Here is an 18,868-nt window from a genome sequence, read left to right as displayed (position 1 = left end):
GATAGCGAACACGAAAAAGCCCGGCAGAGATGCCGGGCTTTTTCGTTTTAGAGCGGGATTTCAAACCGGAGTCCATCATATCCGGGCTCAACATTCTCAGGCGTTTCACGCAACACCGTCTCATAGTCCAGCGGCACATGCATGTGTGTGAGGATTGCCCGCCTGGGCGCGAATAGTTCGATCCATTCCAGCGCCTGTTCAAGCGAGAAATGGCTCGGATGCGGGCGATATTGCAAGGCACCAAGGATCAGCACATCGGCGTGGCGGATATGGCGCAGGCTTTCATCCGGGAACGCGCTGACATCCGTGCAATAGACAACATTGCCAATACGGAAGCCGAGCGACTCGATATCGCCGTGGATCTGCCGGAACGGCTCGAACCGGATCTCACCACCCGCGCCGTCGATGGTGAAGGGTGTTTCGGCTGCAATATCATGCATGCTCAGGATCGGCGGATAGCTTGAGCCCGCCGGCGTCTCGAAACAATAGCCAAAGGCGTCGTACAGCCGGTTACGCGTGAAGCGGTTGGCATAGACATCCATTAGCCGCCGATTATCCACCACATAGGTGCGCAGATCGTCGATCCCGTGAATGTGGTCGGCATGCGGATGGGTATAGACCGCCGCATCGAGCGCGTGCACGCTGGCATTGATCATCTGCGTGCGAAAATCCGGCCCCGTATCGATCACCACGGTGGTGTGGTTGCCGCTCTCATTGAAACGCTCAACCAGCAGCGAGGTACGCGTGCGACGGTTTTTCGGGTTTTGCGGATCGCACTTACCCCAATCGCCATTGACACGCGGAACGCCGGGCGACGAACCGCAGCCCAGAATCGTGAAGCGCAGGCAATTTCGGGGAGAAGTCACGCTCAAACTTCCTCTGAAGGCCGGGGCATCTTGGAGAAGAGCCTGAACACGTTGTCGCTCGTGATGCGGGCGACTTCTTCATTGCTCACGCCAATCGTCTCGGCCAGCATGGCAGCGGTGTGCTGCACGAAAGACGGTTCGTTGCGCTTGCCACGATGCGGCAGCGGCGCAAGGAACGGCGCATCCGTCTCCACCAGCAGACGGTCGCGCGGAACAATGGTCGCAATCTCGCGGATTTCCGGCGAGTTCTTGAAAGTCAGAATGCCGGAAAACGAAACATAGCCGCCCAATTCAACACCTTTTTCCGCCAGTGCGCGACCGGACGAGAAACAATGGAGAATGAAGGGAAAAGCGCCCTTGGCGGTTTCTTGCTCCAAAATTTCGGCCATGTCGTCATCGGCGCTGCGCGCATGGATGACCAGCGGCAGTTGCGTGCGGCGCGCGGCTTCGATGTGGACGAGAAACCCCTGGCGCTGCGCTTCCGGCGGAGCGTAGTCGTAATGATAATCAAGACCCGCCTCGCCTATGGCGACAACTTTCGGGTGCTCCGCAAGGCGCACCAGATCGTCAGCCGTAATGTCCAGTTCTTCATGCGCATTGTTCGGATGGGTGCCGACCGAGCAGTAGACGGACTCGTAAGATTCAGCGATGGCGCGGATCGTATCGAATTTACGCACCCGTGTGGAGATCGTCACCATGCGCTTGATACCGGCGTCGAGCGCGCGCTGCACAACAGCATCGCGCTCCGGCTCGAAATCGGCAAAATCGAGGTGACAATGGCTATCGACAAGCATCATCGCACTCAGTTCTGTTCTTCAGTTTCCACATAGCGCGGGAATACCGGCTGCGGGGCTGGCAGATCGGCGCCACCGATGAGCTGGCTTGCTGCCACGTCAGTGAACTGGCGCTTGTCGGCAGGGATGGCCAGAATGTCGAGCAGCTTTTCCGCCGACTGCGGGATGAAAGGCTGCACCATGATGCCGACGCGACGAATGACTTCTGCCGTCACGTAAAGCACGGTGCCCATGCGCGCCGGATCGGTCTTGCGCAGCGCCCAAGGCTCCTGCCCCGCGAAATAACGATTGGCTTCCGCGACGACGGCGAAGATCGCGCCGAGCGCCAGATGCAGCGCCTGATCGTCCATGGCCTTACGCGCTGTTTCCAGCGCCGCATCGGCCTGATCGAGAATGGCCTTGTCGGCGTCCGAGAATTCACCCGGCTGCGGCACCTTGCCTTCGCAATTCTTGGCGATCATCGACAGCGAACGCTGCGCCAGATTGCCAAGATCGTTGGCAAGATCAGCATTGGTCCGGTTAACGATGGCGTCATGGCTGTAGCTGCCGTCCTGTCCGAACGGCACTTCGCGCATCAGGAAGTAACGCAGCTGATCCAGCCCGTAACGTTCCACCAGACCGAACGGGTCGATGACATTGCCGAGCGACTTCGACATCTTCTCGCCGCGGTTGAACAGGAAGCCATGGGCAAACACGCGCTTCGGCAGCGGAATGCCTGCCGACATCAGGAATGCGGGCCAGTAGACGGCGTGGAAACGCGAAATATCCTTGCCGATGATATGCGCATCGGCAGGCCAATAGGCCCACTTGTCGCTGGTCGTATCGGGATAGCCGAGTGCGGTGATGTAGTTGGTCAGCGCATCGACCCAGACATACATGACGTGCTTTTCGTCGCCCGGCACCGGAATGCCCCAATCGAAAGTGGTGCGCGAAATCGACAGGTCCTTCAGACCGGACTTCACGAAGCTCACAATTTCATTGCGGCGTTCGGCAGGCATGATGAAGCCCGGATTCTTTTCATAAAGATCGAGCAGCTTGTCCTGATATTGCGAGAGACGGAAGAAATAGCTTTCCTCTTCAACCCACTCGACAGGCGTGCCTTGTGGACCGTAGCGAACATTATCCGCGCGGACTTCGGTTTCTTCCTCGCCGTAATAAGCTTCGTCGCGAACCGAGTACCAGCCCGCATAGCCGCCCTTATAGATGTCGCCATTGGCGGCCATTGCCTGCCAGATGGCCTGGCTGGCCTTGTAGTGACGCTCTTCGGAGGTGCGGATATAATCGTCGTTCGAGCTGTTCAGAACCTCGGCCATGCGACGGAAAGCTTCGGTATTGCGGTCTGCAAGCTCGCGAGGCGTGATGCCTTCCTTGCGCGCGCTTTGCAGCATCTTGATACCATGCTCGTCCGTACCGGTCAGGAAATGCACATCCTTGCCGTTCAGGCGCTGAAAACGCGCCATCGCGTCGGTTGCGATCAGTTCATAGGCATGGCCGATATGCGGCTTGCCGTTGGGGTAAGCAATCGCGGTGGTGATATAGTATTTTTCGCGGCTCATTATGGACCCGGTCTTTCGATGTTTGAAAGCGCGCCTGACCGTTTGCGGGAACGATCACCAGACACACACAAGAGAAAATCGTCGGCTGTGACATAACCCATGTGAGCAGTCATGTCACGCCGCAGTGCAGCAAGTTGGGCCAATCTGGAGCTATGATCCAGCGCCAGTGTGAAAAGCGCGATGCGTCTTCTCCAGCAGGATCACAACCGCTTGCTTGCGATCAAGATTATAGGTTTCAGCATCGATGATCTCGCGACCGAGATCGCTCCAGAATCGCGACCACTGATCGGCCTCCCGCAATTGCCCTGCTTCGGCGCGCTGGCGCGCTTCCGTGGCGATGCGCTCCATCAGATGATCGCGGAAAAGTTGATACTGAATTTCCGCCTCACGCCCCGTCAGGACGCTGGCCAACGCCTGCGCCTTGGGCAGATCGAAGGCCGGCCTCTCCAGTATCCCATCGACGGTGTCGGAAATCTCAATGCCGCCATGCGCCAGAAGCAGAAGCGCCTTGCGCACGCTGCCTTCGGCGCGTTCCAGAAGCGTCGGCGTGACACCGGATGCATCCAGCCCGATATGCGCGCCGACATGAGTCAGCGCATCCTTCATGGCCCTCTCGTCCAGCGGACGCAGCTGAATGCTCTGGCAGCGGGAACGGATGGTCGGCAAAAGGCGACCGGATGAATGCGACACCAGCACGAACAGCGCGCGCGCTGGCGGTTCTTCCAGTGTCTTCAATAGCGCATTGGCCGCATTGCGGTTCATGTCGTCAGCGGGATCGACGATGACGATGCGCCAAGCATGGTCCGAGGCGGTGCGGGTCAGAAAATGCGTGACGCGACGGATTTCCTCGACCGTGATACCGGTGCGGAATTTGCCGGTCTTCTGGTCGAACGGGCGATTGATATGCAACACTGCTGGGTGCATTCCACCCGCGATCTGCCGCCAAAGAGGCCTCGAAAAATCCGGCGTACCGATATCTTCCGGCGCATTGGTCTGATCGCCGTGGGTCAGCATATGCCCCGCCAAATGGAAAGCGAGCGTCGCCTTGCCGATGCCCTGCTCGCCCTCGAGCAACAAAGCATGGTGCATCCGGCCTTCGCGATAGGCCTGCGCCAGAAAGCGTGTCACCTCCCCGTGACCGGTCAGATAATCACTCGCGGATGGTCCCGGAATACCTTCAATGGAATCATGCGCCTTGGGGACGTCGAGTTCGTCGATCACAACAGCCCCTTCTTTTTCAACAATTCGCTGGCCAGTGCGCCGATATCTTCAGCTATTTCTTCCTGCGGTCGGTCAGCTGCAACAACCTTGCAGCGCTCTGGCTCCGCAGCAGCAATGGCCAGAAATGCCTGACGGCGCGCCTCATGCACGGCAATGTCTTCCTTCTCAAATCGATCCGCAGTCTCGTTACCGCGCCGTTTTCCGGCACGGGAAAGCCCTTTTTCAGCCGGAATATCGAGAATGATTGTCATGTCGGGAACAGCACCGTCGATTGCAATACGTTCAATGGCTGCCATATAGGTCGCATCGAGATTGCCCGTCACGCCCTGATAGGCACGGCTGGAATCGATAAACCGATCACACAGCACCACGCGCCCTTCGGCAAGCGCCGGGCGTATCAGCTGGTCAACATGATCGGCGCGGGCGGCTGCAAACAACATTGCCTCCATGGCCGGACCATAGCTTTCGGCATTACCGCTCAGGATGACGTGCCGCACAGCCTCTGCGCCCGGCGAACCGCCGGGTTCGCGCGTAATGACGGGATCAAATCCGTTTGCGCGCAAATATTTGGCAAGCAAGGCGATCTGCGTCGACTTGCCTGCACCCTCGCCGCCTTCGAATGTGATGAATAATCCTGACACTCTGGCTTCCGCATTACGTTCTGAAAAGATTCAATAGCCACAAGAGCTTGATTCAAGTTCATACCGGCCTTTGGCGGTGAGGTCGAGAATTTTGAGCATGTCCCGAAAACTGTCTAAAGATATTTGCGCAACCAGCCGGTCGAAAGCTCCACCGCGCTGCTCCATGCTCTTTGCGCAAGACTGCCTTTCTCGACGGATTGCGCAGCAAACAGCGGCACTTGCTGAACCATATTGCCGTTGAGATCAAACTCCAGCATACCGACCTTGCTTTCAACTGCGACCGGCGCATGCAGCGGCCCCTCATAAATGAACCGTGCCTTCAGCTTTTCCCGCCCCTCTTTGGGCAGCAGTAATTCGACATCGTCCTTCACTTTCAGCGAAACACTGGCCTGTGTCCCGCCGAAAACCTGCGCTTCCCCCACAATATCGTTTGCCGAATAAAGACGCATATCGTCAAACGACGTCATGCCCCACTGGATCAGCTTTCTGGCTTCCTCTTCGCGCTCCTTGACGCTGGCGAGACCGCTCAACGCAAGAAACAGACGCCGCCCGTTCTGCTCAGCCGATGCGACTAGAGCGTAACCAGATGCTTCCGTGTAACCGGTGCCCATGCCATCCGCGCCAACATCCAGCCGCAAAAGCGGATTGCGGTTGCGCTGGGTGATATTGTTCCAGGTAAAGGCCTCCTGCGCGTAATATTTGTAAAAATCCGGGTGGGCGGAATGAATATGACGTGCAAGCTTGGCCAGATCATCCAGGGTTACCGACTGTCCGCTTGCAGGCAGACCGGTCGAATTCACAAACACGGAATTGGTAAGACCCAGTTCCCTGGCGCGCTGGTTCATTCGTTCCGCGAAGCTTTGTTCGCTCCCAGCCATTCCTTCAGCCAGAATGATTGCACCATCGTTAGCCGACTGAACAATGAGCCCCTGAAGAAGATCCGCGACGGTCGGTGCGGACTTGATGCGGGCGAACATGGTCGAAGTGCCTGACGGTGCACCGCCGGTGCGCCAGGCATTTTCACTGACGATGTAAGGCGTTTCGAGTGTGGTCTGGCCCTTTTCCAGTGCTTCAAACACCACCTCCGCTGTCATCAGCTTGGCAAGCGATGCGGGCGGGATCGGCGTATCGGCGCCCTTTGACAGAAGGACCGTGCCACTGCGGTCATCGATCAGCAGGGCTTGCGGAGCCTTGGTCACAAGCGCGGTCTCGGCTGGCGCGGCAACGGCCGCCAAAGGCAACAGAACGGCAGCGATCCCCACCGTTCCTGCTGTTAAAACGCCAGCGATTCTTGAATGAAGCCCCATGGAAATCCCGTTACGACAGCAAGAGTACAAGCTTACGCAACGAATTCGACCAAAATCAATCCTTCAAACCGCATCACTCAAATATGATGCGACTGAGGGATTAATCCATACGGACAACGAATGCGTTCTTGGCCCCAGCCTTCCATGCCGCGCGCAGCAGGGCATCGTTGCCGCCCTTTTCTGCAACAGCCGTGAGTTCGTAGAACTCGCCCGTTTCAGTCGGCACTTTGGTGCGTTTGACTTTCGCCGTTTTCGGCAAGGCGCGCTGCATCTTTTCAGCCGCTGCAAGCGTGTCGAACAGACCGAGTTCAACATACTCGCCGTGCTCTTCGGCATTGCGGCGCTTCCATGCATCCGAAACAGCGCTTGCCGTCAGGATGCTGCCATAAGTGCGTTCTTCCGTATAGGCGCTTGCGGCGATCCGATCAGACGCATAGCCCGTCAGTCCGCTGATGTGACCCGCATTGGCCACACCAAAGCTTCCATTCGGCTTGCGCGACGGCAGAGGTACGTTCGGTGGCAAAACCGGTGCCGGACCCGACGCATCGCCATAGGCCGGATTGACCGAGAATGGCGATTCCTGCGGCACAGGTGCGGAAACCGGCATAGGTGCGCTTTGCGGCGCCATGGCAGGTATCGGAACAGCGGATTTCGGCGAGGTCGGCGTCGGGCCGTTCATGGCCATCATCACGCCCGTTGCAGGCTGGCCGATCATGTCGCCGCCAGCCGGACGATAGGATGCCATCAGATAGGCATCATCCTTGCCGTCGAGCGGTGCGCGCCCGACATATTCCACCTTCACATTGGCCGTGCCGTGATGTTGGTAATCGAGCATTTCCGCCGCTTTCTGCGACAGATCGATCACGCGATCATATTCATAGGGACCGCGATCGTTGACGCGCACGATGACTGAGCTACCGGTATCCATATTGGTCACGCGGGCATAGCTCGGCAACGGCATGGTCGGATGCGCTGCGGTCAGATGCGTCATGTCATAGACTTCGCCATTGGCAGTGAGACGGCCATGGAAGGCCTCGCCATACCAGGACGCACGACCGACGGCGGTATAATTTTTGTCTTCTTTGGGATAATACCAGCGGCCCTTAACCTTGTAAGGCTGGCCCGTCTGATCTCGTCCGCCCCCACGGGGCATAGGCTTGCCGGTGCCATAGGCAACACGCGGGCTTGCCTTCACGCCATATTTGGATTCGGCAAAATATTCCTTGGAGCGCTTCGGCTTCGGCTTGGCAGTCGGCGGCGTCGCGCAACCGGCCAGAGCAACGGCCATGGCCATGAAAGTCATCATGGCGACCGAGCCGCGCTTATCACGCAACATCGCCGCCTTCTCGCTGACCGAAATTTTCAGCCCACGCTTCGAACTCATACGCCACACGCCCGCTACTCGACACGCAGCCAAAAACGCTGGCTGCACTTTACATAAATCCAGTGATGTCACCGATTTATTGACGGATCATTAAAACTTTCAGAAAAGCCGTCATTTGAGTCGCCACACGCACAAGATGATTAACGGAGCCGACGATCACCGCCTTGAATTGTGGAACCAATCTGCCTCCCACAGAGTTGGAAATACACAACAAGGAGAACACCATGTTTCGAGCACTCATTCTTTGGCTTCTGGGCGTACCATTCATCCTCGTGCTGATTATCTGGTATTTTTTCTTCTAAACACGGAACATTCGCAGGACTACTCCGTTTTAGAAGTGGCTCTCTTGACCTCTGAGCCAGTCACCTAACGTCATGATTAGGCCCGCGCTTCATAGCTGCGGGCCCTTTTTTTGGCTCGAGTTTACCGGTCGCGCGCCGGTTAAGTGGGAATAAGCGCGTTGATGGCCTGCCGGTGGAGCTTGAAATGCGCCGGTGTCCAGGTGGAAAGCTCGCCATCGGTATTCACCGCGCGCGGCTTCTTGGTGCGGATAATCACTTCTGTCGTCGGAAAGGCGCGCACATCATTCCATTTCGACTGCGTGCCGCGTCGCAGGCTCGGCAGTAAACGAAGCAGATGCCACCAGTGATCAACTTCGAGACTGTAGAAATCCAGCTTGCCGTCATCGATGGCCGCGTCCTTTTCAACGGCCATGCCACCACCGTAAAACTTGCCGTTGCCGACGGAAACCTGCAATGTTTTGATCTTTTCGGTGATGCCATCATGTTCGAGATAGGCGGTAAACAGCTCTGACCGCATCAAAATGCGCGCCGCGACGATACCATAGCCGAGCTTGCCCCATTTGTTTTTCGCGTCCGCGCTCAGTTGCTGCGCAAGTTCCGCGCTGAAACCGATACTGGCGACGTTGAAATAGAGGTGACCGTTCACCTCGCCGAGATCGATGGGATGCACCTTATAGGTCGCAATCTGACGGGCCGCCTCCACCGGATCAGCTGGAATGCCCACGGTGCGGGCAAAATCATTGGCTGTTCCGAGCGGCAAAATGGCGAGCGGCATGCGGGTTTCCATGAGCCCCTTTGCAGCCGCATTGAGGGAACCGTCACCACCGCCGATGACGACCAGATCATGGTCCCGCTCGCGCGAAATGACATCGGAGATCGTTTCGCCCTCGCGCGGCTGGTGCTCGAACAGTTCCAGCCCACCGCGCTCAAGTTCCGTCCTCATCGCGCCGCCGAACCCTTTCCCATTACGGGCATTGGGGTTCACAATCAGCAATGCGCGACGCTTTGTTGTCTTTGCCATAGAGTATCCGTCGGGTCCGTTTCGTTTCACCCACCGCGAGTTGCAGCAAGTCGTAAAAGGCTTGTTCAGCAGATGGCGACGGATCGGCGGATATCAATATGCGCAAATGCTAATTCTGCTACCTTTGACAGCAAAGTGAAGACTGTAACAGCATGTGATCGCGTCAGCTGAGCAACTTTTCGCAGGCCCCACCCTGCCGCCGCAATCTTACAGATTGACGGGTGGATAAAGAGAACATAGCTTGTGCCCAAGAGTGCCAAACTCTCCAATCTGATCGAGCCCGATGTGGCTACAAGATACTGAAATATCTTGCAGATTGCGGGTATGATGTAATGGTAGCCTGTCAGCTTCCCAAGCTGAACGCGCGGGTTCAATTCCCGCTACCCGCTCCAGTTTTTCCCAATACTTACAATCAATGACTGTTGCGACTGCGCCTCCTCGCACGACATCGCGCATCTCGATTAATACTTAAAAAGCCAAATCATTACACCATTATAAGTATATTATAATTTAGTAATTTATAATATTTATTATTTGCTCCCTAATACTTGCCGTATTAACTATTTTCATTTCAATATAGAATTCCGAATTATTTAAGAACGAGATAGTTCATGCAGCGATATTCTATTCTGATTTCAGTGGTAACGAGAAATCGCCCGGCGATGCTCGCCGCACTTCTCAAGTCATTGGAAAGCGTCGTGGTGCCGGAACAGGTGTCGCTGCATTTTCTGGTCGTCGAGAACGATTCTCGCAAATCGCTGGATGAACAGGTGACGGCTTTTGCTGCGCGCATGCCGGACCATATCGTGCAGTATCGGCTTGAACCGAGGATCGGCATTTCGCACTCCCGCAATTGCGCGCTGAACCATGCCGTCGATAACGGCCACGATTTTCTGGTCTTCATCGATGACGACGAAATTCCAGAACCAAACTGGTTGATCGAACTCTTTGCTGAGCAACAGAGGGAGAGCCTGGATATCGTCGGCTCGCCGGTGCGCCCGATGCCTGTCGAGGGCAAATTGAACATCTGGCAGAAATTCGTCTGGTCCGGGCTGGACCGCCTTGCCAGTCGCTCGGAGCGGAAATCACGCGCGAAATGGGAAAATGGCCTGGCTGGCGGCATCAAGGTCGCTACGGGAAGCTGGATGGGCAGGCTCGATTTCTTTCGCGAGACGGGACTGCGATTCGATTCCTATTTCGGCCTGACGGGCGGCGAAGACTGGCATTTGTGGGCCAAGGCCAAAACGCTCAATGCGAAAACGGGATGGGCGCCGGACGCCATCGTCTACGAGACTGTGCCGCTCAGCCGCCTGACCCTCGCCTATCACTTCCGCCGTAATCGCGATCACAACACGACGGAGTTCATTTCGTCCTACAAGAAGAACCCATCGCGGGCGCTCGGTAAACTGCCTTCGTTGCTGGCCAGCCGCAGCTGGAAATTACTGGTTTCGGTTCTCTCCATTCCGCTGAAAGGCGCGCCGGCAGTGCTGGCCTCCGCGACAGCGCTTGGAGGTCTTGTCGGGTTGCTCCGCGGCTGCCGAGGCAAGCAATCCATGCATTATGCGAAAACGACCGGGCACTGAGCATTTTTTCGAAAGTGTGAGCGGTTCTCGTAATAGATGGAACAAACAAAAACAGCCCCGTAAGACGGGGCTGTTTGCATTTCAAAATCTGGGCAGGCAATCAATACCAGCCGACAGCGACCTGCGCTTCTTCGGACATACGGTCTGCGGTCCATGGCGGATCGAAGGTCATCGAAACTTCGACCATGGAAACCCCCTCCACCGCTCCAACGGCGTTTTCCACCCAGCCCGGCATTTCGCCAGCCACCGGGCAGCCGGGGGCCGTCAGGGTCATTTCGATCTTTACGGTACGGTCGTCTTCGATATCGATCTTGTAGACAAGGCCAAGCTCGTAGATATCCGCCGGGATTTCCGGGTCATAGACGGTTTTCAAAGCCGCAATGATGTCATCCGTCATGCGCAGGAGTTCTTCCTGCGGAAGAGCGGAGGCAGAGAAAACAGCGCTGCCTTCGGCTTTCGCCGTTTCATCGGCAGGCTTGGTTGCAGCCTGATCCTGAACTTTTTGTTCCATCTCGGTCATCCGAAAAACTTCCTCGCCTTTTCCAAGGCTTCCGCCAATGCATCCACTTCAGCGCGGGTATTGTACATGGCAAAGGATGCACGGCATGTAGAGGTGACGCCAAAGCGTTTCAAGAGGGGCTGTGCGCAATGCGTGCCCGCGCGCACCGCCACCCCGGCCCTGTCGATCACCATCGACACGTCATGCGCATGGATGCCTTCCAGCGCAAACGAGATGATCGCGCCCTTGTCCGGCGCATGACCGAAAATGCGGAGCGAATTGATTTTGCCCAGTTGTTCGTGGGCGTAATCGCGCAAATCTTCCTCATGGGCGAGAATGGCGTGACGACCAATCTTTTCCATATATTCGAGCGCCGCACCAAGACCGATTGCCTGAACGATGGGTGGCGTGCCAGCTTCGAAACGGTGTGGCGGATGATTATAGGTCACGTATTCTTCCGTGACTTCCTCGATCATTTCGCCGCCGCCCTGGAAGGGGCGCATCTTTTCCAGCATTTCGGCGCGACCATAAAGGACACCGATACCGGACGGACCATAAACTTTGTGGCCAGTGAAGACATACCAGTCGCAGCCCAGATCCTGCACATCGACCGGCAGGTGCACCGCGCCCTGACTGCCATCGACCAGAACCGGAATGCCCCGCGCATGGGCAAGCTCAACGATCTTCTTGATCGGCGTCACCGTGCCAAGCGCATTGGACATATGCGTGATGGCGACGAGCTTTGTGCGATCGGTCAGGCGCTTCTCGAATTCCTCGATATGGAAGATGCCTTCATCATCCACCGGCGCGAAAACCAGCTCGGCGCCCTGTCGCTCACGGATGAAATGCCACGGCACGATATTGGAGTGGTGCTCCATGATCGAGACCAGAATCTCGTCGCCTTCGCCAATATGCGGCATGCCGTAGCCATAGGCGACCGTATTGATTGCCTCGGTGGCGTTCTTGGTGAAGACGATCTCATCGACCGAGCCCGCATTCAGAAAACGCCGCACGGTTTCGCGCGACTTTTCATAAGCATCGGTTGCAGCATTCGACAAAAAATGCAGGCCGCGATGCACATTCGCATATTCGTTGGAATAAGCGTGCGTCACCGCATCGATGACGCTTTGCGGCTTTTGCGCCGAAGCGCCATTGTCGAGATAGACAAGCGGCTTGCCGTGGACTTCGCGCGACAGAATTGGAAAATCCCGGCGGATGGCTTCCACGTCATAGGCCGCAACAAGCGGATTCTTCTGGTCCATGATCGTTCCTTTTGCCGTTCGGCAGGAAGGACGGCGCGCACATCTGAGCGCACCGTCCTATTCAATCAGGCATGAACGGCGAGCCAGTTGGACAGCACGGCTTCCAGCGCTTCCACCAGCGTTTCGTCTTCCAGCTCTTCAATGATCTCGGCGATGAACGCCTTGATCAGCAGGCCACGCGCCTCGTTTTCCGGAACACCGCGGGCCATCAGATAGAACAGATAGTCCTTGGAAAGCTCGGCAACCGTTGCACCGTGACCGCAGGCCACGTCATCGGCAAAGATTTCGAGTTCCGGTTTGGCGTCGAACTCGGCTTCGTCCGAAAGCAGAAGCGTGTTGCAGGCCATGCGGGCATCGGTCTTCTGGGCGATCTGCGCAACGCGGATCATGCCCTGGAAAACGCTGCGCGCGCGGTCCTTCACCACATTGCGGATGATCTGGGTCGAACGGGTGTTCTCCACCAGATGGCCAACCGTCATGGTGATGTCGGTGTGGGTGTCGTCGGCCAGAAGATTGAGGCCGCGAAGCTCGAAGTCGGAATCTTCGCCCGTTACATTGACGTGCACTTCCTGACGAACCAGCTTGCCGCCCGCATTGACGATGTATAGCGTGAGCTTGGAGCCTTTGCCAATCGTCGCATTGAACTGCGAAAGCTGCGTCGCCTGGCCGAAATCACGCAGGATGACCCAGAGGACTTCTGCGCCGTCACCAACCGAAACGTGGCTCACCGACGTCGAGAACGCATCGCCCTCGCCGCCATTCTGGCGCTCGATGATCGTTGCCTTGACATCCGAACCGATGCGAACCGGGAAACGCGTGTGGCTCTGCCCGGTCTTCTGGATGTTCTGGATTTCGAGAGGCGCTTCCAGCTCGGTGCCATCGGCAATCGAAACCATCCAGCCATCGCTGACATAGGCAGCGTTGATCTGGCCAATCGTATCGTCGGTGCCACGTGCTTTAAGCTGAAGAGCCAGCGAACCATCGGCCAACGCTTCGCGAACCGGGGTCAGCGAAACGCCTTCCGGCGCCTTGGCGTCGAGCGCAGCGCCATTGCTGGCGGCAAGAATGGTGGAACCGGTGAGCAAAGCCGCAAGCGGCTTCGTACCGGCAGCGCTATCAAAAGGCGCGACGCCCTTCAAAAGTGTGCGGAAATCCGTGTAATGCCAGCTTTCGACGCGGCGCGACGGAAGCCCGATGCTCTTGAGCAGCTCAAGCGCGGTATCGCGTGCGACGACGACATCGCCATTGCCCGACAAATCGCCGATATAATCGCCAAAATTGTCGATCAGCGCGCTTTCAGCGGGCGTCCTCGGCTTTGCGGTCTGAGCGGTCTGGATATTCATAATCCAATCCTCCTCAGGCTGCTTCGCCGATTACTTCGGCATAACCGTTTTCTTCCAGATGCAGTGCGAGGCTCTTGTCGCCAGACTTGATGACCTGGCCCTTGTAAAGCACGTGCACGCTATCGGGAACGATGTATTCGAGCAGACGCTGATAGTGGGTGATGACGATCACGGCGCGGTCAGGCGAACGCAGCGCATTGACGCCTTCCGAAACGATCTTCAGCGCATCGATGTCGAGGCCAGAGTCGGTTTCGTCGAGCACGCAGAGGCTTGGCTCCAGAAGCTGCATTTGAAGAATTTCAGCGCGCTTCTTTTCGCCGCCCGAGAAGCCGACATTGAGCGGGCGCTTCAGCATGCTCATGTCGATGTTGAGGCCGCCGGCGACATCCTTCACCCGCTTGATGAATTCCGGAATCTTCAGTTCCGGCTCGCCGCGCGCCTTGCGCTGGCTGTTCATCGCGACTTTCAGGAATTCCATCGTGGCAACGCCCGGTATTTCCATCGGATACTGGAAAGCGAGAAAAATGCCCTTGGCAGCGCGTTCTGCCGGGTCGAGTTCGAGGATCGACTCGCCATTGTAGAGAATGTCCCCTTCGGTCACTTCGTAGTCGTCGCGACCAGCGAGGATGTAAGACAGCGTGGACTTGCCCGAACCGTTCGGCCCCATGATCGCAGCCACTTCACCCTTGTTCACGGTGAGGTTCAGGCCACGGATGATTTCGGTGTCCGTATCGGCGATCTTTGCGTGGAGGTTCTTGATCTCAAGCATGAATGTAAACCTTGTTCTAATGCCAGGAAAAGGCTGGCCAGAAAAATCAATGGGGAAGAGGCGTGTCGATTGGTTAGCCGACACTGCCTTCAAGCGAGATGCCGATCAGCTTCTGGGCTTCGACGGCGAACTCCATCGGCAGTTCCTGAATGACTTCCTTCACGAAGCCATTGACGATGAGAGCGATTGCCTCCTCTTCCGGAATGCCGCGCTGCATTACATAGAACAGCTGGTCTTCGGAAATCTTGGAGGTGGTTGCCTCGTGCTCGAACTGCGCCGTAGCGTTCTTCGCTTCGATGTACGGTACCGTATGCGCGCCGCAATCGTTGCCGATCAAAAGCGAGTCGCACTGGGTGAAGTTGCGGGCATTCTCCGCCTTGCGATGCGCCGAAACCTGTCCGCGATAGGTGTTGTTCGACTTGCCAGCCGAAATTCCCTTGGAAATGATGCGGCTCGACGTGTTCTTGCCGAGATGGATCATCTTGGTGCCCGAGTCGATCTGCTGATAACCGTTCGACACGGCAATCGAGTAGAACTCACCGCGTGAGTTGTCGCCGCGCAGAATGCAGGACGGATATTTCCAGGTAATGGCAGAGCCGGTTTCAACCTGTGTCCAGGAGATCTTGGAATTGTCGCCACGGCAATCGCCACGCTTGGTGACGAAGTTGTAGATGCCGCCCTTGCCGCTGCTGTCGCCCGGATACCAGTTCTGGACCGTCGAATACTTGATTTCGGCGTTTTCCATCGCAACCAGTTCAACCACGGCGGCATGAAGCTGGTTTTCATCGCGCTGCGGTGCGGTGCAACCTTCCAGATAGGAAACATAGGCGCCTTCATCGGCGATGATGAGGGTGCGCTCGAACTGGCCGGTGTTCTTCTCGTTGATGCGGAAATAGGTCGAAAGCTCCATCGGGCAGCGAACGCCCTTCGGAACATAGACGAACGAACCGTCGGTGAAGACAGCCGAATTCAGCGTCGCATAATAGTTGTCCGACACCGGAACAACCGACGCTAGATATTTCTGCACCAGTTCAGGATGTTCACGGATAGCTTCCGAAATCGAGCAGAAGATCACGCCCGCCTTGGAGAGTTCTTCCTTGAAGGTGGTCACGACCGACACGCTGTCGAACACCGCATCGACGGCAACACGGCCGGACGCATAGACATTGTCTGACGGATTGCCGTCGATTTCGCTCGGATCGCCCTGCTTGCGCACGCCCGCAAGAATTTCCTGCTCGCGCAGCGGAATGCCAAGCTTTTCGTAGGTCTTGAGAAGTTCCGGATCGACTTCATCCAGCGACTTCGGGCCGCTCTGGTTCTTCGGCGCCGCGTAATAATAGGCGTCCTGGAAATCGATCTTCGGATAATCGACACGCGCCCAGCTTGGCTCTTCCATGGTGAGCCAGCGTTCATAGGCCTTCAGACGCCATTCCAGCATCCATTCCGGTTCATTCTTCTTGGCGGAGATGAAGCGAATGATATCTTCGTTCAGGCCCTTGGGAGCCTTCTCTGCTTCGATCGTCGTCTCGAAGCCGTACTTGTACTGATCCACGTCAAGGCCGCGGACCTGATCAATGGTCTCCTGCACTGCAGGCATTGGCGTTCTCCATCCTCGTCGGGGTCAAGGCCCGACAGTTGCAAACGTCAAGGTGATATGTCTTGAACAATACCGCCTCAATATAGTGTGCGTGACGCTTCTTTAAAACCTCTCTAAACTAGATTTCAAGCGCCGCACGTAAATTTGTCCGAAAAATTCAAGAATATTTTGGGAATGGCGTAAACCCGGCAGCCATTCCAGCGTTTAAACACACTTCCGCCGCCTATTTCCTGCTTTCGTGACGCTCAACAATTTTGCGCAGGACGGCGAGAAACGCTTCGACCGAATCCATGCTCACATCCGGTTCCAGCGACACACGGATCGCGCCGGGGCCGTCCTCATGGCCCATGGCCGCCAGCACGTGGCTTGGACCGACCTTGCCTGACGAACAGGCAGAACCCGCCGAAAGCGCTATTCCGCCAAGGTCAAAGGCGATCTGGACTGTCTCGGCCTTCTGGCCATCGAGCGAAAAGAACGTTGTGTTCGGAAGACGATCCACGGACTTGCCGTGAATCACTGCCCCGGGTGCGATTTCCAAAATCCCCGCTTCCAGTCTGTCCCGCATATCGGGAGACCAGCCGCCACTTTCAAGCCGCTCTTTCGCAACGGTTGCAGCAGCGCCGAAGCCCGCAATCAGCGGCAAGGCTTCTGTACCGGCACGGTGTCCCTTCTCCTGACCGCCGCCGCGCACCAGCGCACGCGGCATCATCAGATCTGAAATGGCAATAACCGCACCGACGCCTTTCGGACCGCCGATCTTGTGGGACGAAACGATGAGATAATCGCCACAATTATCTGAAATATCGAGCGGAATACGCCCTGCCGCCTGAACGGCATCGACGACATAAATGCCGCCCGCAGCCTTCACGATAGCGGCAATCTCTGCCACGGGCTGAACGACACCGGTTTCGTTATTCGCGGCCTGCACGGCGACCAGCGGCAAGCCCTTGCTTTTGTCATAGGCAGCAAGCGCTTGCTCCAGCACATCGAGCCGCAAAATGCCGTTTGCATCGACAGGCAATGCCGTGATGCTGTCAGCGGCAAACTGACCGCCAGCGGTCATGCAGGGGTGCTCGGTCGCGCTGACATAAAGATGCGAAAGGCGCACCGGCGAACGCCCCATCATATAATTCGGCGTCAAAAGCGTCGATGCAGCTTCGGTCGCGCCGGAGGTAAAGAAGACATGTTCGGGCTTGGCGTTGACCAGCGACGCGACGTTGCGGCGCGCCGCTTCAACCAGCGCGCGGGCAGCGCGGCCCTCACGATGCACGGAGGACGGATTGCCCGTAATGCTCAACGCCTCGATGACCGCATTGCGCGCTTCATCGAGCAAAGGCGCACTGGCATTATAGTCCAGATAGAGCCTCTTGCCGCTCCCGTTCACCGTCCCTATCTCCTAAATAACGTCAAGAATGGGCTTCGAGCGCAATTTCCTTGAATTTTCAATCGGGAAAAGCCTATTAAGCCATTACTGCGTGCTGAACTTCAGGTTCAGCCTGTCCAAATTTCAAATCGGTTCTAGAAGCGGCGTCCCCCAACGTCAAGTTCGCAGCTTCGGTCCGATCATCCCGTTACAAGCGGAGTACACATGCCAGAAGTCATTTTTAACGGACCAGCCGGACGCCTCGAAGGCCGCTATCAGCCTTCCAAGGAAAAGAACGCGCCCATCGCGCTCATCCTGCATCCGCATCCGCAATTCGGCGGCACGATGAACAACAAGATCGTCTACGATCTGTTCTACATGTTCCAGCAGCGCGGTTTTACGACACTGCGCTTCAACTTCCGTGGCATCGGTCGCAGCCAGGGCGAATTCGACCACGGCGCGGGCGAATTGTCGGATGCCGCGAGCGCGCTCGACTGGGTGCAGGCCCTGCATCCGGATTCCAAGAATTGCTGGGTTGCCGGTTATTCCTTCGGTTCCTGGATTGGCATGCAGCTTCTGATGCGCCGTCCGGAAATCGAAGGCTTCATCTCGGTCGCACCGCAGCCGAACACCTACGACTTCTCGTTCCTCGCGCCGTGCCCTTCGTCCGGTCTCATCATCCATGGTGATCAGGACAAGGTCGCACCGCCCAAGGATGTGCAGGCGCTGGTGGATAAGCTTAAGACCCAGAAGGGCATCACCATCACGCAGAACACGATTGAAGGCGCCAACCACTTCTTTGCCGGCCATGGCGATCAGCTGATCGAGGAATGCTCGGAATATCTCGACCGCCGGCTGATGGGCGAACTGGTCGAAGCGCGCCCGAAGCGTCTGCGCTAAACAACAAAATCGGTCGCAAACCAGATTGACCTGGTCTTATCCGGCGGATCGCTCCGCCGGATTTTTTGTGCATATTGATTTCGTCAGATCGATTCGTTTCTCAGCAGGTGCGCCATGCCGGTCTATGCCCTTCTCGCCATTGCCATCTGCTCCGAAGTCATCGGCACATTGAGCCTCAAGGCGTCGGAAGGGTTCACCCGGCCCATTCCATCTATTATTGTGGTCGTCACCTATGGGCTTGCCTTCTATTTTCTATCCCTGACATTGAAGACTATTCCCGTCGGCATTGCCTATGCAGTCTGGTCGGGGATCGGCGTCACACTGGTCGCGCTGATCGGCTGGCTCGTCTTCGGTCAGAAGCTGGATTTTGCCGCCGTGGCGGGCATGGCATTGATTATCGCAGGCGTAGTGGTTCTCAATCTGTTTTCAGGCACAGCACAGCACTGAACAATCGAAGCTG

The 18,868-nt window shown here is 56.9% G+C and carries 17 protein-coding genes and 1 tRNA gene; 4 read left to right on the top strand and 14 right to left on the bottom strand.

The features are described 5' to 3' along the window. Nucleotides 1–47: 47 nt before the first annotated feature. The 8 genes from HWD97_RS06765 to HWD97_RS06730 all read right to left on the bottom strand — a co-directional run bounded on the left by HWD97_RS06765 (nucleotide 48) and on the right by HWD97_RS06730 (nucleotide 9,092). Nucleotides 48–866: an MBL fold metallo-hydrolase gene (locus HWD97_RS06765; RefSeq protein WP_109368907.1), complete on the bottom strand. Its 819-nt coding sequence runs from the start codon at nucleotides 864–866 to the stop codon at nucleotides 48–50. A 2-nt stretch (nucleotides 867–868) separates the two neighbouring features. After that, entirely contained in the window at nucleotides 869–1,660 is a 792-nt protein-coding gene (locus HWD97_RS06760) for a TatD family hydrolase (protein ID WP_109370215.1), read from the bottom strand. An 8-nt stretch (nucleotides 1,661–1,668) separates the two neighbouring features. Next, nucleotides 1,669–3,216: a methionine--tRNA ligase gene (gene metG, locus HWD97_RS06755; protein ID WP_109368906.1), complete on the bottom strand. Its 1,548-nt coding sequence runs from the start codon at nucleotides 3,214–3,216 to the stop codon at nucleotides 1,669–1,671. Between the two features lie 150 nt (nucleotides 3,217–3,366). Then, the gene (locus HWD97_RS06750; protein WP_109368905.1) at nucleotides 3,367–4,437 is read right to left on the bottom strand and encodes a DNA polymerase III subunit delta'; all 1,071 of its coding nucleotides are present in this window, start codon (nucleotides 4,435–4,437) and stop codon (nucleotides 3,367–3,369) included. Next, nucleotides 4,434–5,078: a dTMP kinase gene (tmk, locus tag HWD97_RS06745; protein WP_109368904.1), complete on the bottom strand. Its 645-nt coding sequence runs from the start codon at nucleotides 5,076–5,078 to the stop codon at nucleotides 4,434–4,436. Before tmk ends, HWD97_RS06750 begins: the two co-directional genes overlap by 4 nt. 113 nt (nucleotides 5,079–5,191) lie before the next feature. Further along, nucleotides 5,192–6,385, bottom strand: a complete 1,194-nt coding sequence (locus tag HWD97_RS06740; protein ID WP_109368903.1) for a D-alanyl-D-alanine carboxypeptidase family protein — start codon at nucleotides 6,383–6,385, stop codon at nucleotides 5,192–5,194. 100 nt (nucleotides 6,386–6,485) lie between these two features. Next, nucleotides 6,486–7,769: a septal ring lytic transglycosylase RlpA family protein gene (locus HWD97_RS06735; protein WP_109368902.1), complete on the bottom strand. Its 1,284-nt coding sequence runs from the start codon at nucleotides 7,767–7,769 to the stop codon at nucleotides 6,486–6,488. Nucleotides 7,770–8,210: 441 nt separating this feature from the next. Continuing rightward, on the bottom strand, nucleotides 8,211–9,092 hold the full coding sequence (locus tag HWD97_RS06730; protein ID WP_371834888.1) for a lipid kinase: 882 nt from the start codon (nucleotides 9,090–9,092) through the stop codon (nucleotides 8,211–8,213). A gap of 318 nt (nucleotides 9,093–9,410) precedes the next feature. On the opposite strand from HWD97_RS06730, the gene HWD97_RS06725 reads away from it, so the two are divergent. Together HWD97_RS06725 and HWD97_RS06720 are read left to right on the top strand one after the other, a co-directional pair. After that, nucleotides 9,411–9,484: transfer RNA gene (locus HWD97_RS06725), tRNA-Gly, on the top strand. A gap of 219 nt (nucleotides 9,485–9,703) precedes the next feature. Then, on the top strand, nucleotides 9,704–10,675 hold the full coding sequence (locus HWD97_RS06720) for a glycosyltransferase family 2 protein (protein ID WP_109368900.1): 972 nt from the start codon (nucleotides 9,704–9,706) through the stop codon (nucleotides 10,673–10,675). A 100-nt stretch (nucleotides 10,676–10,775) separates the two neighbouring features. On the opposite strand, the gene HWD97_RS06715 is transcribed toward HWD97_RS06720, so the two are convergent. The 6 genes from HWD97_RS06715 to HWD97_RS06690 all read right to left on the bottom strand — a co-directional run bounded on the left by HWD97_RS06715 (nucleotide 10,776) and on the right by HWD97_RS06690 (nucleotide 17,529). After that, nucleotides 10,776–11,195: an SUF system Fe-S cluster assembly protein gene (locus tag HWD97_RS06715; protein WP_109368899.1), complete on the bottom strand. Its 420-nt coding sequence runs from the start codon at nucleotides 11,193–11,195 to the stop codon at nucleotides 10,776–10,778. Further along, entirely contained in the window at nucleotides 11,192–12,436 is a 1,245-nt protein-coding gene (locus HWD97_RS06710; protein ID WP_371834887.1) for a cysteine desulfurase, read from the bottom strand. The genes HWD97_RS06715 and HWD97_RS06710 overlap by 4 nt, the downstream gene beginning before the upstream one ends. A 65-nt stretch (nucleotides 12,437–12,501) precedes the next feature. Continuing rightward, on the bottom strand, nucleotides 12,502–13,779 hold the full coding sequence (gene sufD, locus HWD97_RS06705) for a Fe-S cluster assembly protein SufD (RefSeq protein ID WP_371834886.1): 1,278 nt from the start codon (nucleotides 13,777–13,779) through the stop codon (nucleotides 12,502–12,504). A 13-nt stretch (nucleotides 13,780–13,792) separates the two neighbouring features. Further along, nucleotides 13,793–14,548, bottom strand: a complete 756-nt coding sequence (gene sufC, locus HWD97_RS06700) for a Fe-S cluster assembly ATPase SufC (protein ID WP_109368896.1) — start codon at nucleotides 14,546–14,548, stop codon at nucleotides 13,793–13,795. A 73-nt stretch (nucleotides 14,549–14,621) separates the two neighbouring features. Next, a complete protein-coding gene (sufB, locus tag HWD97_RS06695) occupies nucleotides 14,622–16,145 on the bottom strand; it encodes a Fe-S cluster assembly protein SufB (RefSeq protein ID WP_078338531.1) in 1,524 nt (507 codons plus the stop codon). 223 nt (nucleotides 16,146–16,368) lie between these two features. After that, nucleotides 16,369–17,529 carry a cysteine desulfurase family protein gene (locus HWD97_RS06690; RefSeq protein ID WP_109368895.1) on the bottom strand — a complete coding sequence of 387 codons (1,161 nt, stop codon included), beginning with the start codon at nucleotides 17,527–17,529 and terminating at the stop codon, nucleotides 16,369–16,371. A gap of 204 nt (nucleotides 17,530–17,733) precedes the next feature. On the opposite strand from HWD97_RS06690, the gene HWD97_RS06685 reads away from it, so the two are divergent. Then, nucleotides 17,734–18,408 (top strand): alpha/beta hydrolase, encoded by a 675-nt coding sequence (locus tag HWD97_RS06685; RefSeq protein ID WP_078338528.1) that lies wholly within the window; start codon nucleotides 17,734–17,736, stop codon nucleotides 18,406–18,408. Nucleotides 18,409–18,522: 114 nt separating this feature from the next. Beyond that, on the top strand, nucleotides 18,523–18,855 hold the full coding sequence (locus tag HWD97_RS06680; protein WP_109368894.1) for a multidrug efflux SMR transporter: 333 nt from the start codon (nucleotides 18,523–18,525) through the stop codon (nucleotides 18,853–18,855). Nucleotides 18,856–18,868 lie beyond the last annotated feature (13 nt).

Source organism: Ochrobactrum sp. C6C9, from assembly GCF_022627935.1.
Taxonomy (GTDB): Bacteria; Pseudomonadota; Alphaproteobacteria; order Rhizobiales; family Rhizobiaceae; genus Brucella; species Brucella teleogrylli.
This window is presented reverse-complemented; position numbering and strand designations above follow the sequence as displayed.

Bases quoted from the DNA above. Each gene is read 5' to 3' on its own strand.
- HWD97_RS06760 (WP_109370215.1), bottom strand. From the start codon at position 1,660: ATGCTTGTCGATAGCCATTGTCACCTCGATTTTGCCGATTTCGAGCCG.
- metG (WP_109368906.1), bottom strand. From the start codon at position 3,216: ATGAGCCGCGAAAAATACTATATCACCACCGCGATTGCTTACCCCAAC.
- HWD97_RS06740 (WP_109368903.1), bottom strand. From the start codon at position 6,385: ATGGGGCTTCATTCAAGAATCGCTGGCGTTTTAACAGCAGGAACGGTG.
- HWD97_RS06735 (WP_109368902.1), bottom strand. From the start codon at position 7,769: ATGAGTTCGAAGCGTGGGCTGAAAATTTCGGTCAGCGAGAAGGCGGCG.
- HWD97_RS06730 (WP_371834888.1), bottom strand. From the start codon at position 9,092: ATGGCAAAGACAACAAAGCGTCGCGCATTGCTGATTGTGAACCCCAAT.
- HWD97_RS06720 (WP_109368900.1), top strand. From the start codon at position 9,704: ATGCAGCGATATTCTATTCTGATTTCAGTGGTAACGAGAAATCGCCCG.
- HWD97_RS06715 (WP_109368899.1), bottom strand. From the start codon at position 11,195: ATGACCGAGATGGAACAAAAAGTTCAGGATCAGGCTGCAACCAAGCCT.
- HWD97_RS06710 (WP_371834887.1), bottom strand. From the start codon at position 12,436: ATGGACCAGAAGAATCCGCTTGTTGCGGCCTATGACGTGGAAGCCATC.
- sufD (WP_371834886.1), bottom strand. From the start codon at position 13,779: ATGAATATCCAGACCGCTCAGACCGCAAAGCCGAGGACGCCCGCTGAA.
- sufC (WP_109368896.1), bottom strand. From the start codon at position 14,548: ATGCTTGAGATCAAGAACCTCCACGCAAAGATCGCCGATACGGACACC.
- sufB (WP_078338531.1), bottom strand. From the start codon at position 16,145: ATGCCTGCAGTGCAGGAGACCATTGATCAGGTCCGCGGCCTTGACGTG.
- HWD97_RS06685 (WP_078338528.1), top strand. From the start codon at position 17,734: ATGCCAGAAGTCATTTTTAACGGACCAGCCGGACGCCTCGAAGGCCGC.
- HWD97_RS06680 (WP_109368894.1), top strand. From the start codon at position 18,523: ATGCCGGTCTATGCCCTTCTCGCCATTGCCATCTGCTCCGAAGTCATC.